Source organism: Kitasatospora sp. NPDC001261 (assembly GCF_042896795.1).
In the GTDB taxonomy this organism is placed as follows: domain Bacteria; phylum Actinomycetota; class Actinomycetes; order Streptomycetales; family Streptomycetaceae; genus Kitasatospora.
In genome coordinates this window covers 435,214-449,812 of the sequence record NZ_JBIAXP010000001.1, presented here as the reverse complement: position 1 = coordinate 449,812, position 14,599 = coordinate 435,214, and the positions used below count along the sequence as shown (strand labels likewise).

Annotated in this window: 11 protein-coding genes; 7 read left to right on the top strand and 4 right to left on the bottom strand. The window is 75.1% G+C overall.

All coding sequences use genetic code 11. The annotated features are described in order from the left end of the window. Positions 1 to 194: 194 nt before the first annotated feature. The gene (locus ACFY4B_RS02050) at positions 195 to 734 is read left to right on the top strand and encodes a ribonuclease (protein ID WP_387966231.1); all 540 of its coding nucleotides are present in this window, start codon (positions 195 to 197) and stop codon (positions 732 to 734) included. A 30-nt stretch (positions 735 to 764) separates the two neighbouring features. On the opposite strand, the gene ACFY4B_RS02045 is transcribed toward ACFY4B_RS02050, so the two are convergent. After that, positions 765 to 1,760, bottom strand: coding sequence for a hypothetical protein (locus tag ACFY4B_RS02045; protein ID WP_380779627.1), 996 nt, complete (start codon positions 1,758 to 1,760; stop codon positions 765 to 767). Between the two features lie 112 nt (positions 1,761 to 1,872). Here ACFY4B_RS02045 and ACFY4B_RS02040 point away from each other — a divergent pair, with 112 nt between their 5' ends. After that, positions 1,873 to 3,147: an ADP-ribosylglycohydrolase family protein gene (locus ACFY4B_RS02040; RefSeq protein ID WP_387966230.1), complete on the top strand. Its 1,275-nt coding sequence runs from the start codon at positions 1,873 to 1,875 to the stop codon at positions 3,145 to 3,147. Here ACFY4B_RS02040 and ACFY4B_RS02035 read toward each other — a convergent pair. Then, positions 3,137 to 3,871, bottom strand: a complete 735-nt coding sequence (locus ACFY4B_RS02035) for a GNAT family N-acetyltransferase (RefSeq protein ID WP_049650219.1) — start codon at positions 3,869 to 3,871, stop codon at positions 3,137 to 3,139. The genes ACFY4B_RS02040 and ACFY4B_RS02035 overlap by 11 nt on opposite strands. Before the next feature lie 767 nt (positions 3,872 to 4,638). Here ACFY4B_RS02035 and ACFY4B_RS02030 point away from each other — a divergent pair. The 5 genes from ACFY4B_RS02030 to ACFY4B_RS02010 all read left to right on the top strand — a co-directional run bounded on the left by ACFY4B_RS02030 (position 4,639) and on the right by ACFY4B_RS02010 (position 11,655). Further along, positions 4,639 to 5,583 (top strand): PAC2 family protein, encoded by a 945-nt coding sequence (locus ACFY4B_RS02030; protein ID WP_049650218.1) that lies wholly within the window; start codon positions 4,639 to 4,641, stop codon positions 5,581 to 5,583. A 257-nt stretch (positions 5,584 to 5,840) separates the two neighbouring features. Continuing rightward, complete coding sequence (locus ACFY4B_RS02025) at positions 5,841 to 6,848, top strand: SGNH/GDSL hydrolase family protein (RefSeq protein WP_387966229.1); 1,008 nt, start codon at positions 5,841 to 5,843, stop codon at positions 6,846 to 6,848. Positions 6,849 to 7,021: 173 nt separating this feature from the next. Next, positions 7,022 to 8,332 carry a deoxyguanosinetriphosphate triphosphohydrolase gene (locus tag ACFY4B_RS02020; protein WP_049650217.1) on the top strand — a complete coding sequence of 437 codons (1,311 nt, stop codon included), beginning with the start codon at positions 7,022 to 7,024 and terminating at the stop codon, positions 8,330 to 8,332. A gap of 101 nt (positions 8,333 to 8,433) precedes the next feature. After that, the gene (gene dnaG, locus ACFY4B_RS02015) at positions 8,434 to 10,341 is read left to right on the top strand and encodes a DNA primase (RefSeq protein ID WP_049650216.1); all 1,908 of its coding nucleotides are present in this window, start codon (positions 8,434 to 8,436) and stop codon (positions 10,339 to 10,341) included. Between the two features lie 171 nt (positions 10,342 to 10,512). Then, entirely contained in the window at positions 10,513 to 11,655 is a 1,143-nt protein-coding gene (locus ACFY4B_RS02010) for an RNA polymerase sigma factor (protein WP_387966228.1), read from the top strand. A 9-nt stretch (positions 11,656 to 11,664) separates the two neighbouring features. Here ACFY4B_RS02010 and ACFY4B_RS02005 read toward each other — a convergent pair whose 3' ends face one another. Together ACFY4B_RS02005 and ACFY4B_RS02000 are read right to left on the bottom strand one after the other, a co-directional pair. Then, on the bottom strand, positions 11,665 to 12,711 hold the full coding sequence (locus ACFY4B_RS02005; RefSeq protein WP_387966227.1) for a DUF2690 domain-containing protein: 1,047 nt from the start codon (positions 12,709 to 12,711) through the stop codon (positions 11,665 to 11,667). Positions 12,712 to 13,143: 432 nt separating this feature from the next. Beyond that, positions 13,144 to 14,547 (bottom strand): glutamate decarboxylase, encoded by a 1,404-nt coding sequence (locus ACFY4B_RS02000; protein ID WP_387966226.1) that lies wholly within the window; start codon positions 14,545 to 14,547, stop codon positions 13,144 to 13,146. Between the last annotated feature and the right edge of the window lie 52 nt (positions 14,548 to 14,599).

Here is a 14,599-nt window from a genome sequence, read left to right as displayed (position 1 = left end):
CGGGGGGCGGGGGGGCCCCCGCGGGGGCGGGGGGGCGGGGGGGGCGCGGCGGGGCGGGGGGGGGGCCGCCGGCCCCCCCCCCCCCCCCCCCCCCGGCCGTACGTCCGCGCACGGGCCGGCGCACCGGCCGGTGTGGCGGCGGCCACGTGTGTAGCTGGCCCGGCCCGGCCCGGCCGCCTGCCAAGCTGGACCGCATGACCAACCGCAGAAACCCGCTCGTCGCCGTGGCCGTGCTGATCCTGGCGGTCCTGGCCGGGGCCGGGTACCTCCTCGCCAACCAGGGGAGCGGCCACCCCAAGGCCGCCGCGAGCGCCACCACGAGCGCGGCCGCCGGTGTCACGACGTCCGGGGCCACGGCGCCCAAGCCCTCGGCGCCCAAGCCGAGCCCGCCCGCCGGGGGCGCCGGTACCACCCCCGCCGTGGCCGGCACCTGGGTCCCGACCGACCCGGCCATGGCCGACGTCTGCCGCACCAAGCTCCCCAGCCAGGCCCAGGACACCCTCGGCCTGATCGCCAAGGGCGGCCCCTACCCGTACAACCGCGACGGCATCGTCTTCGAGAACCGCGAGAGCCGCCTCCCCAGGAAGTCCGGCGGCTACTACCACGAGTACACCGTCGTCACCCCCGGCTCCAACGACCGCGGCACCCGCCGCGTGGTGACCGGCGACTCCGGCGAGCAGTACTGGTCCGCCGACCACTACGCCACCTTCCAGGAGATCGACTCCCGCTGCTGAGCGGGGCCTCAGCAGCCCTCGCCGCGTCCCTCACCGGGCCCGGCGCCAGGTGACGCGGGGGTGGGGGGCGTGCGGGCCGGTGGTGACCAGGGCGGTCAGCTCGTGGAGCACCGGGGCCGGGTCGCGGCGGAGCTGGACCGGGGTGGTGCGGACCACCGGGAGGCCGGCGGCGGTGAGGCGGTTGGCGCGGGCGAGGCCCCGTTCGTGCTCGGCGGGGCGCAGGTGCCAGGCGCGGGAGTCGATCTCCAGGGCCACGCAGGCGTGCGGCCAGTAGGCGTCCGGGACGGCGAGGAAGCGGCCGTCCAGGAAGAGCACCGGGTTCCACAGCGGCTCCGGCAGCCCCGCGTGCGCCAGCAGTTCGCGGGCCTCGCCCTCCACCACCGACCGCACCCCGACCGTCAGGTCCTCCACCACCCTGGCCACCTGGGGCAGTCCGAGCGCACCCGGGCGGGACAGCAACTGGTCGAGCAGCTCGCCGAGTTCGCAGTGCCGCCGCTGGACGGCCTCCGCGCACAGCGCCCGGAACCGGCGCTGCCCGGTCTCCCCCGGCGCGAGGTCGGCCAGCGCCCGGGCGACCGTGGTGCTCCACAGCCCGTCGTCCCGCTCGAAGCCGCCCGGCATCGCCCCGGAGGCCCGATGGATCCGGACGAACTCCCTGTCCCCGACCCGCCGTTGAGTCGGGATCAGGATGTCGACCGCGTTCAGGTCGGACGGGTGCCCGGCGCTCGGCAGCCCGGCCTCGGCCAGCACCGCGAAGCCGGTCAGCAGCACCTCCCCGGCCCGCGGGTCGCGGCCCTTCGGCGTCGCGTACGCCAGCGCGGCCCGCAGCTTCTGGTGGAACGTCAACCGGCCGCTCTGGAGGCAGATCACCCGGGGCAGGACCTGTTGCCAGGGCCCGCCCGGCCGCAGCCGGTGGGCGATGGTGCCGGAGGGCACCCCGAGCCGGCGCAGCTGCGCCCGGGTGGCGATGTGCTGCTGGTCGGCGCCGAGCAGGGCGACCGGGTCGAGGGGGTTCGCGCGGGTCATGCCCCGGTGCCTGCCCGCCGGAATCGGAGGTATGCGAAACATCCCCCGTCGGTGGGGACGCCGGCCACGGGTGTTGACGGGACGGCGGTCAACCCGCTGAGCTGGAGGGCATATGACCATTCCATCCACGCACACCGGCCCCGCGCTGGACTCCCTCAACGGCCTCTCCGTGGGCGACGCCCTCGGCGCCCAGATGTTCGTCCCGGAAACCGCCCGGGCCCACCTCGCCGCCCGCACCGAACCGCCCGGTCCCTGGCCCTGGACCGACGACACCGAGATGGCCTGCTCGGTCCACGCCGCCCACACCGAGCGCGGCGCGATCGACACCTTCGACCTCACCCACGCCTTCGCCCTCCGCCACGACTTCGACCGCGGCTACGGCCCGGCCGCCAACCGGCTGCTCCGGCTGGTCCGCGAGGGCGGCGACGCCCCGCGGCTGGCCGCCGAACTCTTCGACGGCCAGGGCTCGTACGGCAACGGCGCCGCGATGCGGGTCGCCCCGCTGGGGGCGGCGTACGCCGAGGACCCGGCCGCCGTCGTCCGGCCCGCAGCCGACACCGCCGTCATCACCCACACCCACCCGCAGGCCGTGGACGGCGCGATCGCGGTCGCGGTGGCGGCCGCGTACGCGGTGCGGGCGCGGGCGGAGGCCATGACGCCGGAGGCCTTCCTGGCGGCGGTCGCCGACCTCACCCCGAACGGGGCGGTCAGGGACGGCCTGGAGGAGGCCCGCGGGCTGCTCGCCCGGCCGGACTTCCGGCTCGCCGCGCAGGTGCTCGGCAACGGCAGCCGGACCTCCGCGGCCGACACCGTCCCGTACGCCCTGTGGTGCGCCGCCCGGAACCTGGCCGACTACCGCACCGCCGTGTGGGAGGCGGTCGCGGCCGGCGGCGACATGGACACCGTCGCCGCCATCACCGGGGGAGTGGTGGCGGCGCACACCGGCACCGGAGGCATCCCGCGGGCCTGGCTGGCCGCCCGGGAGCCGCTGCCCGCGTGGGCGTTCCCGGAGCCGGGCGGCGTCCGCGCGGCCGGGGAACCGCACCTGACGCCGATCCGCCTGCCCCGCCCGCACCCGGTGCCGGACCTGCTCTGGTCGGACGCCGACTGGGAGCGGATCAGGCGCGGCCTGCGGGCCCGGGACGTGGACGAGCGCTGGGTGTCCGTGGTCTCCGAGGGCGTGCTGCACCTGCACCGCGGCGTGGGCGGCGCGGAGGTCTACCGGGTCCGGGTGGCCCGGGTGCGGGGCGGCTGGCGGCCGGTGGAGGCGCTGGTCGAGGCGCACCCGGGACGCCACCGGGCCTGGGACGACCGCACGACCCTGCCGGTCGTCCTGGGCTTGGCGCGCCTCGGCTACGAGCCGCTCCGGGCCGGCCTCAGACCGTGATCATCAGCTGCCCGGCGCCGCTGCCGCCCTGTCTAAGGCACTCCTGGTTGATCGCCGGATCCGGGGCGCTCGGCGAGGTGGCGGCGGCGATCCGCAGCTCGATGATGTCGCGGACGGCCGGCCACTCGTCGTCGAGGATCGAGTAGAACGCGGTGGAGCGCACCACCCCGTCCAGCCCGCGCGAGTGCGCCCGGCGGACGCCCTCGGAGGTCGCGCCGAGCCGCTCGATGGCGGCGCGCGAGCGCATGTTGCGGGCGTCCGCGCGCATCGAGATCCGCTGCACGCCCCAGGTCTCGAAGGCGTGGCGCAGCATCAGCAGCTTGGCCTCGGTGTTGATGCCGGTGCCCTGGGCGCGCGGCGAGAGCCAGCTGTTGCCGATCTCGGCCGCGTCCGGGACGGCCGTGGCCGGATCGCCGAACGGGACGCCGGGCACGGGCGGCCACACCATCGGGCCCTGCCAGTAGTCGAGTTCCAGGAAGCGGGTGGAGCCGACGACCCGGCCGTCGGCGACGTTCACCGTCGCGAACGGCAGCGACCGTCCCGCGGCCTGGTCGGCGAGCGCCCGCGCGACGTAGTCGCGGGCGGCTTCCAGGCCGTGCGGGACGGGGGTGAAGGCGTAGGTCGTACGGTCCTCGGCGCCGGCCTCGGCGATGGCCTCGGCATGGTGCGCGGCGAGGGGCTCCAGCCGCACGGTGCGGCCGGTGAGGGTGACAGGTACGGGCACGGAACCTTCTGTCCTTCATCGGTCGGAGGGAGCCTCCCGGGCCGGGGTACGGCACGGGGTGCGCTGGACATGGGTACGCCTGGGCCCGGGTCCGTCCGCCGGGTACCCGCGCACGCCGGAGGTCCGGTCGAACGGGGTGGGGGCGGCGGCCCGGAGCGGGCGGCGCGGGGGTGCCGGAACGGACACGGGTCCTCGGACCGGTCCGGCGGGAACAGCGAGGGGACAGTGTGCGTCCGCGAAATGGCCGAAGAGGAGACGAGAGCGCGAAGGGAAGCGGGCGGCCAGGTGAAGGCAAGATGCGTCGTGGGGGCTGGCCGAGCAGCGGACCGGGACGTGGCCGACGGCGTTACGGACGACGTGGCGACGACGCGACGATGCGAGGCAGCGAGAGGACGATACCCGCCAGAAGGCGGTGCGTCACTTCGCGGCACGCGAATGGCCGCGCGGGCCGTTCCGGGGCCCCGCGGACGGGCCTCCCGCGGGGGCGCTACCAGGGCCGTGACCAGGGGCTCTTCGGTCGGGTGCGATCATGGTCCGGAGCGGTCGGCCGAGGCCGTCGGGCGCGCCCCCCGGGGAGCCGTCGGACGGGTACCGGAGCGGCCGTGGAGCGGCTCCGGAACGGCCCCGGCGCGGCCCCGTGGACGTGTCCGTCCGCGGGGGCGGGGACGGGGGCGGGGCCGGGGCGGGAATTCCGGCGGCGCCCGGCACGCTGCAGAGGACGAGAAGCCGGTCGACCGGAACGAGCAGGGAACGGGGTTGGGTGCGCGGTGCGTGACTTCCAGGCGTTGTACGAGCTGGATCAGCAGGGCGTGGCCGCCGTCGCCGCGGCCAACGAGCAGTTGCGCGACACCGGTGCCGGCCTCGTGCTGCTGCAGCACTACGAGGGCTTCATGGACGCCGGGGAGGCCGGCGGCCAGGTGGTGGCCCACCTGCTGGAGACGGGCTCGCCGCAGGTCGTGGCCCGCTTCGACCACGACCGTCTGGTGGACTACCGGGCCCGCCGCCCGGCGATGGTCTTCGACCACGACCACTGGACGTCCTACGACCCCCCGGAGATCCTGCTCCAGCTCGTCCACGACGCCGCCGGCGCGCCGTTCCTGCTGCTCAGCGGCCCCGAGCCGGACGTCGAGTGGGAGCGCTTCGCGCGGGCCGTCCGCGAGCTGGTGGAGCGCTTCGAGGTCCGGCTCTCGATCGACTTCCACGGCATCCCGATGGGCGTGCCGCACACCCGCCCGGTCGGCATGACGCCGCACGGCAACCGGCTGGACCTCGCCCCGGGCTACCCGCAGTGGTTCGAGCAGGCGCAGGTGCCGGGCAGCGCCCAGGCGCTGGTGGAGTACCGCCTGGCCGAGGCCGGGTGCGACGTCCTGGGCTTCGCCGTGCACGTCCCGCACTACGTGGCCCGCTCCGCCTACCCGGCGGCGGCCGTGCAGGTCCTGGAGGCGGTGCAGTCCGCCACCGGGCTGGTGCTGCCCGGCACCCGGCTGCGCGAGCAGGTCTCCGAGGTCTACGCCGACATCGAGGAGCAGCTGGCCCAGGGGGACGGCGAGTTGCGCTCGGCGATCCGCGGCATGGAGGGCCAGTACGACGCCGTGGCGGGCGCGGAGGGCCGGGAGAGCCTGCTGGCCGAGCCGGTGGACCTGCCCTCGGCGGACGAACTGGGGCGGCGCTTCGAGCAGTTCCTGGCCGAGCACGAGCGCGGCGCGGAGTAGTCGACGCGGAGTAGTCGAGCGGAGCGGCCGACGCGCACGCGGTTTCGTGGTGCGCCGGCCGGAGAGGGCGCGCGGAAGCGGTCGGAAGCCGGTGCCCGGACGGCCCCGGGGTCGGTTTCCGGCCGGTTCGGGCCCGCCGGAAGGCGATTCGGCCGAGGCGGGAGTCATCGGCCGCGATCGTTCGTTGGCCCCTGATGTGCCCGGGGGACGGGCCGCCGCAAGGAGCCGACCGTGACCCGTATCCCCGGGGGGAGACCATGCCGAGGACCGTTCGCCCGACCATCGCCCTGACCGTCGGACTGGCCGCAGCGCTGCTGGCCGGCTGCACCGACAACACCGCTTCGGACAGCGGGGCCGGCGGCGCCGCGGGCGCGGCGTCCGACCGCGCGCAGGCCGGCGCGGCCGCGTCGCCGACCGCCGCCCCGCCGCCCACCGGCCCGTACGTCGCGCTCGGCGACTCGTACACCGCGGGGATGAAGATCGCCCCGCAGGTCGGCGAGCCGGGCGCCTGCTACCGCTCCGGGGCCAACTACCCGTCCCTGGTGGCGAAGGGCCTCTCGCTCGCCGCCGACCAGTTCAAGGACGTCAGCTGCAGCGGCGCCCGCACCGGGGACCTGACCGGCCCGCAGAAGGTCGCCGACGGCACCAACCCGGCCCAGCTGGACGCGCTCACCGCGGACACCCGGCTGGTCACCCTGGGGATCGGCGGCAACGACGCCGGCTTCATCGAGGTCGTGACGGAGTGCGCCAAGGCCAACCTGGTGGACATCGTCAAGGGCGTGATCAGCGACAGCGCGGACCGGATCAGCGACTCGCCCTGCCGCGACCACTACGCCGCCGGCAGCGGCACCGACGAGGTCCAGCGCAAGGTGGACGCGGCCGGCGACCGGATCGGCCAGGTGCTCCAGGACGTCAAGAAGCGCTCCCCGAAGGCCAAGGTGTACGTGATCGGCTACCCGGGGCTGCTCCCGGCCGACCCGGCGAGCTGCCTGCCGGTGCTGGGCAACGCGGTGGCCGCCTCCGACCTCGCCTTCCTGGTGGAGAAGCAGCAGCAGCTCAACGGCATGCTCAAGAAGCGCGCGGACGCGGCCGGCGCGGTCTTCGTCGACCTCGCCGGGCCCTCGGCCGGGCACGACATGTGCGCGGGGGAGGACAAGCGCTGGGTGGAGCCGCCGCTCCCGGCCCAGGGGTCGGCGCCGATCCACCCCAACGCCAAGGGGCAGGAGGCGATGTCCGGGGTGGTCCTGAAGGCGATCAAGGGCTGAGGACGCCCGCGCCGGGGCGCGGGACGGAGGGGGCGCGAGGGGTGCGCGGGCCGGGTGGGGCCGACCCACCGGGGCGGGCACCCGCGCGCCGCGCACCGTTCACGCCCCGGCCCGCACCCCTTCGTGCGCGGCACACCCCGCGTGTCGGGGGCGCGGCGTACGGTGAAGGACATATGGACGACACCACGCACCGCCTCGCCGCCCCGATCACGTACGACCACGCCGCCGAGGCCCGCTGGGTCCCCGAACCCGACAAGCGCCCGGGCCGTACGGCCTTCCAACGGGACCGCGCCCGGGTGCTGCACTCGGCGGCGCTGCGCCGGCTGGCCGGCACCACCCAGGTGGTCGCCCCGATGCGCAGCGACTTCCCGCGCACCCGCCTCACCCACTCCCTCGAATGCGCCCAGGTCGGGCGGGAGTTGGGCGCCGCCCTGGGCTGTGACCCGGATCTCGTGGAGACCGCCTGCCTGGCCCACGACATCGGCCACCCGCCGTTCGGCCACACCGGCGAGGAGGCCCTCGACCAGGCCGCCGAGGCCTGCGGCGGCTTCGAGGGCAACGCCCAGTCGCTGCGCATCCTGACCCGGCTCGAACCCAAGCGCTTCGCGCCCGAGGGGGAGCAGCCGGCCGTCCGGCTCGCCCCCTGGCCGGGCCGCAGCGTCGGCCTCAACCTGAGCCGGGCCGCGCTCGACGCCGCCGGCAAGTACCCGTGGACCAAGGGCGCCCACCCCACCGACCCGGCCTCGTCCAAGTACGGCGTCTACGCCGACGACCTGCCGGTCTTCCGCTGGCTGCGGGCCGGCTCCCCGGCCGGGCGCAAGTGCTTCGAGGCCACCGTGATGGACTGGTCCGACGACGTGGCCTACTCCACCCACGACGTCGAGGACGGCCTCCAGGCCGGCCACATCGACCCGGCCGTGCTGCGCGCCCCCGGCGAGCGGGCCGAACTCTTCAAGGTCGCCGAGCGCTACGCCCCGGACGCCGAGCCGGAGGAGCTGGCCGCCGCCCTGGACCGGCTGCTCGCCCAGGAGTGGTGGCCCCGCTCCTACGACGGCACCGCCCGGGCCCGGGCCGGGCTCAAGGACCTCACCAGCCAGCTGATCGGCCGCTTCTGCCTGGCCGCCGAGCAGGCCACCCGCGCCCGTTACGGCCCCGGCCGGCTCACCCGCTACGCCGCCGAGCTGGTGGTGCCGAGGGACGTCCGGCTGGAGTGCGCGGTGCTCAAGGCGGTCGCCGTCCGCTTCGTGATGCAGCGCGACGAGCAGGCCCAGCTGCGGGCCCGCCAGCGGATCGTGATCGCCGAGCTGGCGTACGTCCTCACCCAGCGCGCCCCCGACGGGCTGGACCCGGTGTTCGCCGCCATGTACCACGAGGCCGAGGACGACCGCGCCGCCCTGCGCACGGTCGTCGACCAGATCGCCACCCTCACGGACGCCTCCGCCCTGGCCCTGCACGCCAAACTCGTCGGCGCCGCCTGGGCGTAGCCGCCGGGCGCGGCCGCGACGGCTCCGGTGCGGCCGTGCCCCGACCGGGGCCGAGCCCTCGGCGCGGCCGGAATGCCCCGCCGCCCCAGTAGACTTCCGGGGTGGCCGGGCGGATCAGGGACGAAGACGTACAGGCGGTGCGCAGCGCACTGCCGATCGACGCGGTGGTCGGCGACTACGTACAGCTGACCAACGGTGGCGGTGGCGAGTACAAGGGCGTCTGCCCCTTCCACGACGAGAAGTCCGCCTCCTTCTACGTGAACCCCGCCAAGGGCGTCTTCCACTGCTTCGGCTGCCAGGAGAACGGCGACACCATCGCCTTCCTGATGAAGATCGAGCACTTCACCTTCGCCGAGGCCGTCGAGCGGATGGCCGCCCAGGCCGGCATCACCCTGCGCTACGAGGAGGGCGGCTACAGCCCCCGCCACCAGCAGGGCGAGCGCACCCGGCTGGTCGAGGCGCACAAGGTGGCCGCCGCCTGGTACCAGGAGCAGCTGGCCTCGCCGGAGGCGGAGATCGGCCGCCGCTTCCTGGCCGAGCGCGGCTTCGACGAGGAGGCCGCCAAGACCTTCGGCGTCGGCTACGCTCCCGCGGGCTGGGAGCACCTGGTCCGCTACCTGCGCGGCAAGGGCTTCACGGACAAGGAGATCCTGCTGGGCGGCCTCGCCTCGCAGGGCCAGCGCGGCGGTCTGATCGACCGCTTCCGGGGCCGGCTGGTCTGGCCGATCCGGGACATCGCGGGCGAGGTGGTCGGCTTCGGCGCCCGCCGCCTGCGCGAGGACGACAACGGCCCGAAGTACCTGAACACCCCCGAGACGCCGATCTACAAGAAGTCCCACGTGCTGTACGGGATCGACCTGGCGAAGAAGGAGATCGCCAAGTCGGGCCGCGCGGTGGTGGTCGAGGGCTACACCGACGTGATGGCCTGCCACCTGGCCGGGGTCACCTCGGCGGTGGCCACCTGCGGCACCGCCTTCGCCGAGGACCACATCAAGATCATCCGCCGGCTGCTGATGGACACCTCGCAGTACCGGGGCGAGACCGTCTTCACCTTCGACGGCGACGCGGCCGGGCAGAAGGCCGCCCTGCGCGCCTTCGAGGACGACCAGAAGTTCGCCGCCAAGACCTCCATCGCGGTCAGCCCGGGCGGCATGGACCCGTGCGACCTGCGCCTGGCCCAGGGCGACGAGGCGGTCAAGCACCTGATCGACAACCCGGTCCCGCTGTTCGAGTTCGCGCTGACCTCGGCGGTCGCCCGGCACCGGGTGGACACCCCGGAGGGGCGCTCGGCGGCGCTGGAGGAGGCGGCCCCGATCGTCGCCAAGATCAAGGACCGCTCGATCCAGCACGAGTACGCCGTCCGCCTGGCCGGCATGCTCGGCATCCTGGACGAGCAGTTCGTCGTCCGCCGGATCTCCCAGCTGGCCCGCTGGGACCGCGAGCGCCAGCAGAACCCGCGCGGCGCGGCCGCCCAGCGCCGCCCCGAGCCGGCCCAGCCGCAGCGCGCCGCACAGCCCGCCTACCGGCTCAACCCGCGCGACCCGGCCCAGTTCGTCGAGCGGGAGCTGCTCAAGCTGGCGCTCCAGCACCCGGACCTGGTCAGCCCGGCCTTCGACCACTACGGCGAGGACGAGTTCCCGACCCCGCCGTACACCGCCGTCCGGCAGGCCGTCGCCAAGGCCGGCGGCGCCGCGTACGGGGCGACCCTGCCCGACTTCACCAGCGCGGTGCGCGAGGCGGCCCCGGACGACCAGGTGCGCTCGCTGGTCACCGAGCTGACCGTCGAGCCGGTCCGCTCGCGCCGCAAGGCGGACGCGATCTACGCGGGGGAGTTCCTGGTCAAGCTGCGCCTGCTGGCGGTGGACCGGCGGATCACCGAGGTCCGCGGCTACCTCCAGCGGCTCGGCCCCCGGGCCGAGGCCGAGCAGCTGCACGCGGTGCAGACCGAGCTGTGGCAGCTCCAGCAGTACGGGCAGCAGCTGCGCAGTCAGGGCGCGGCGGCGCTGTAGCGCGCCCCGCGGCACCCGCCGCCCGGACGCGGTGTCCGGACCCGGCGCCCGAACCCGCGCGCAGAAAGTCGGCGCACGAGTCTCGGCCACGGAGCGTGGCGTACCGCACACTGGAGGGCGTCCCACCTCCGTACTGCGCGGGTCCGCCAGAGTCGCGCCCGCCCCGAGGGGATGCCCGTGGAGCAAGGCGTCGTCGCAGCGACCACCACCAGTACGAGAGCGAACCCCGCCGAACCGGACGGGGAGCAGGACACCCACCACGGCCGGGCCGGGGCGGTGCCCCCGGACGGTGCCCGGATCCCCGCCCAGGGCCTGCCGGAGGGCCATCCGGACAGCCCGGACCCCGAAACCGGGTCCGGCGCCGAGGACCCGGACGAGCGCCGCGGGCCCGCCGACGACACCGGGCCGGCCGCCGACCTGCTGCGCCAGTACCTGCGCGAGATCGGCCGGATCCGCCTGCTCACCGCCGAGGAGGAGGTCGAGCTGGCCCGCCGGGTGGAGGCCGGCGTCTTCGCCGAGGAGCGGCTGAACGGCGACCCGCCGCCGCCCGACCCGCTGGGCGGCGAGCTGGACACCCTGGTGGTGCGGGGCCGGATCGCCAAGCGCCGGCTGATCGAGGCGAACCTGCGACTGGTCGTCTCCGTCGCCAAGCGCTACGTCGGGCGCGGGCTGACCCTGCTGGACCTGGTCCAGGAGGGCAACCTGGGCCTGATCCGCGCGGTGGAGAAGTTCGACTACACCCGCGGTTTCAAGTTCTCCACGTACGCGACCTGGTGGATCCGGCAGGCGATGAGCCGGGCCCTGGCCGACCAGGCCCGGACGATCCGGGTGCCGGTGCACGTGGTCGAGCTGATCAACCGGGTGGTCCGGGCGAAGCGCGGCCTGCTCCAGGAACGCGGCCTGGAACCGACCGCGGCCGATATCGCCGCCGCCCTGGAGCTGACCGAGGAACGGGTGCGCGAGCTGCTCCGGCTGGCCCAGGAGCCGATCTCGCTGCACACCCCGGTCGGCGAGGAGGAGGACGTCGCGCTCGGGGACCTGATCGAGGACGCCGACGCCGCCTCGCCCGCCGAGTCCGCGACCTTCCTGCTGCTGCGCCAGCACCTGGAGGCCGTCCTGGCCACCCTGGGGGATCGGGAGCGCCAGGTCGTCCAGCTCCGCTACGGGCTGGACGACGGCCGCCCGCGCACGCTGGAGGAGATCGGCGCGGTGTTCGGCGTGACGCGGGAGCGGATCCGCCAGATCGAGTCGAAGACCCTGGTCAAGCTCCGCGACCACGCCTGCGCCGAGCAGCTGCGCGGGTACCTCGACTGAGCCCGGACCCTAGGACGGACTCGGCGACGCGGTCGGCGCCGACGGGTCGATCGGAGCGGGGTCGGTCGGTGCCGGGTCGGCCGGGGTGGCCGGGGCCGGGGTCGTGGACGCGCCCGCGCCGGTGCCCGGCGGGGGAGAGGCGGGTCCGATCGGGATCGGGGTGGAGGCCACCACCATGGCCAGGTCGGAGACGACCGCGGTGCAGTCGTGGCCGGCCGGCTGGTAGCCGCAGACCTGGAAGGTGACGGTCGGGTCCGCCGCGTCCAGCATCGCCGAGTAGTTGTCGTAGCCCCAGTGGATGAGCGCCGTCTCGCTCTCGCCGGTGCCGTCGGTGATCGTCGCGTAGTCCTTCGGCTGGCCCTCGGTGATGGCCGCCCAGGCGGCCCGGCAGGTCTGGCTGTACCGGAGGTAGACGACCACCTTGCCGACCACCTGGGTCTGCAGGGTCCGGGCGTCCTTTCCGCAGCCGGTGGTCTTCGGGTCCTTGTGCGCGCAGCCGACGGCCTGACAGGCCGGGTCGGTGGGCCCGGGCTTGGGAGCGGCGGAGGCACCGGTCGTCGCGGCGGGCCGGTCGGCCGCCGCGGCCTGCCCGTCGTGCCGGCTGATCCGCAGGCCCACCAGCACCAGCAGCAGCGCCAGCGCGGCCGCACCGGAGACCAGCGCCGCCGGGCGCCGCCACCAGACGGCGGGGGCGGGCCCGGGCTCCTGCCCGGCCACTGGCGCCTCCGTGACGGAGACGGCCTCCTCCACGGCGGCATCCTCGGCGCCCGAGGGCCCGTCAGCGACGGCCTCCGGCCCGGCCACCGCCCGCCGCCACAGCGCCCGCAGCGCGGCCCCGTCGCACTCGACCGCCCCGGCCAGCGCGTCCAGCGCCTGCTCGGTGACGACCCGCTTGCCGTTGAGCCAGCGCTCCCAGGAGGCCCGGCTGTAGTGGGTGCGGGCGGCCAGTTCGGACAGCGACAGTCCGGCGGCGTCCTTGACGGCCCGGAGCTCCTCCGCCAGGCGTCTGGCGGGCTCGGACAGCTCGTCGGGCAGCTGCTTCCAGGCGGAACCCACGGCGGCGCTCCAAACTCGAGAAACGGGGGGCGGGGAACGGGGGAGCGGCAGGGTCCCGGTCCGGGCCGTTCGGCGTCTCCGCTTCTCCAACCTGATCGGCCTGGCGTCCCAAACCCCAGGTCATGGCGCTGAGACGGACGGAAGTGTCTCACAACCCCCGGAGACGCTCGAACATCCATGTGGTCATCGTGCAGAGTTCTCTGGCCGGTGCGGTCCACCCGTCGGTGGAACCGTTCGGACCCCGATCGATCACCCGTCGTCGGTCCGCACCCGCTCCCGGCCCCCACCGGTCCGGGGCAGCCTCGCGGGGGGAGGCTGCCCCGGGTCCGCCGGGATGCTCCGGCGGGGAGGGCGCTTCGCTGCGCCCTCCCCGCTGTGACGTTCTCCCGGTCGTACGACCGGCCGGATGTACGCCCGGCCGTGCGAACGGGGTCAGTGGTGGAAGCCCGGCCGGGGCGGCACCCCGAGCTCCCGGAGCGGGACGGGCTGGCGCCGCAGCTCCGGCAGCAGCCGGTCGAGGTCGGCCAGCAGCAGGTCGGCGAGGTCCCGGGAGAAGCCGTTGCGGCAGACCACCCGGAGCACCGACAGGTCCTCCCGGTTCGCCGGGAAGGTGTACGCGGGGACCTGCCAGCCGCGCTCGCGCAGCCGCCGTGAGACGTCGAACACGTCGAACGGGACGTCCCCCTCGGTGGTGAGGGCGAACACCGGGACCTGGTCGCCCCGGGTCAGCAGCCGGAAGCCGTCCAGCTTCCCGATCCGCCCGGCCAGGTAGGTGGCGACCTCGCGGCAGGCGCCCTGGACGGCCCGGAAGCCCTCCCGGCCGAGCCGCAGGAAGACGTAGTACTGGGCCACCACCTCGGCGCCGGGCCGGGAGAAGTTGAGGGCGAAGGTCGGCATCTCGCCGCCCAGGTAGTTGACCCGGAAGACCAGCTCCTCCGGCAGCGCCGCCCGGTCGCGCCAGAGCGCCCAGCCCACGCCGGGGTACACCAGGCCGTACTTGTGGCCGGAGGTGTTGATCGAGGCCACCCGGGGCAGCCGGAAGTCCCAGAGCAGCTTCGGGTCGAGGAAGGGCGCCACCATGGCGCCGGAGGCGCCGTCCACGTGCACCGGGACGTCGGCGCCGGTGCGCTCCTGGTAGGCGTCCAGGGCCGCGCAGATCTCCGCGACCGGCTCGTACGAGCCGTCGAAGGTGGAGCCGAGCACGCCGACCACGCCGATGGTGTCCTCGTCGCACAGGGCGACCGCCCGCTCGGCGTCCAGGTGGAAGCGGGTACCCTCCATCGGCGCGGTGCGCGCCTCGATCTCCCAGAAGTTGCAGAACTTCTCCCAGCACACCTGCACGTTGACGCCCATCACCAGGTTGGGCCGGGCCCCGGCGGCGTAGCGGTCGGCGTTGCGGTGCATCCAGCGGCGCTTGAGCGCCATGCCGGCCAGCATGCAGGCCTCGCTGGAGCCGGTGGTGGAGCAGCCGACCGCGGTGTCCGGGTCGGGGGCGTGCCAGAGGTCGGCGAGGATCGCCACGCAGCGCCGCTCCAGTTCGGCGGTCTGCGGGTACTCGTCCTTGTCGATCATGTTCTTGTCGAGGCACTCGGTCATCAGCCGGGTGGCCTGGGCCTCCATCGAGGTGGTGACGAAGGTCGCCAGGTTGAGCTTGGCGTTGCCGTCCAGCATCAGCTCGTCGTGGATCAGCTGGTACGCGGTCTCGGCCGCGACGGGGACCTCGCCGAGCCGGTGCAGCGGCGGGGCCAGCTTCATCGCGCCCAGCGGGTCGGCGATGGTCGGGTACGGGCCGATGCTCAGCCGGCGGTCGCCGCCGGCCCCCTTGTGCAGCGCCATGGCGTCCTGCCGTCCTTCGGGTCGGTGGCCGTGTCCCGTCCCACGCTGCCAC

Bases quoted from the DNA above. Each gene is read 5' to 3' on its own strand.
- ACFY4B_RS02020 (WP_049650217.1), top strand. From the start codon at position 7,022: ATGGACGACACCACGCACCGCCTCGCCGCCCCGATCACGTACGACCAC.
- ACFY4B_RS02010 (WP_387966228.1), top strand. From the start codon at position 10,513: ATGCCCGTGGAGCAAGGCGTCGTCGCAGCGACCACCACCAGTACGAGA.
- ACFY4B_RS02025 (WP_387966229.1), top strand. From the start codon at position 5,841: ATGCCGAGGACCGTTCGCCCGACCATCGCCCTGACCGTCGGACTGGCC.
- ACFY4B_RS02050 (WP_387966231.1), top strand. From the start codon at position 195: ATGACCAACCGCAGAAACCCGCTCGTCGCCGTGGCCGTGCTGATCCTG.
- ACFY4B_RS02000 (WP_387966226.1), bottom strand. From the start codon at position 14,547: ATGGCGCTGCACAAGGGGGCCGGCGGCGACCGCCGGCTGAGCATCGGC.
- ACFY4B_RS02040 (WP_387966230.1), top strand. From the start codon at position 1,873: ATGACCATTCCATCCACGCACACCGGCCCCGCGCTGGACTCCCTCAAC.
- ACFY4B_RS02045 (WP_380779627.1), bottom strand. From the start codon at position 1,760: ATGACCCGCGCGAACCCCCTCGACCCGGTCGCCCTGCTCGGCGCCGAC.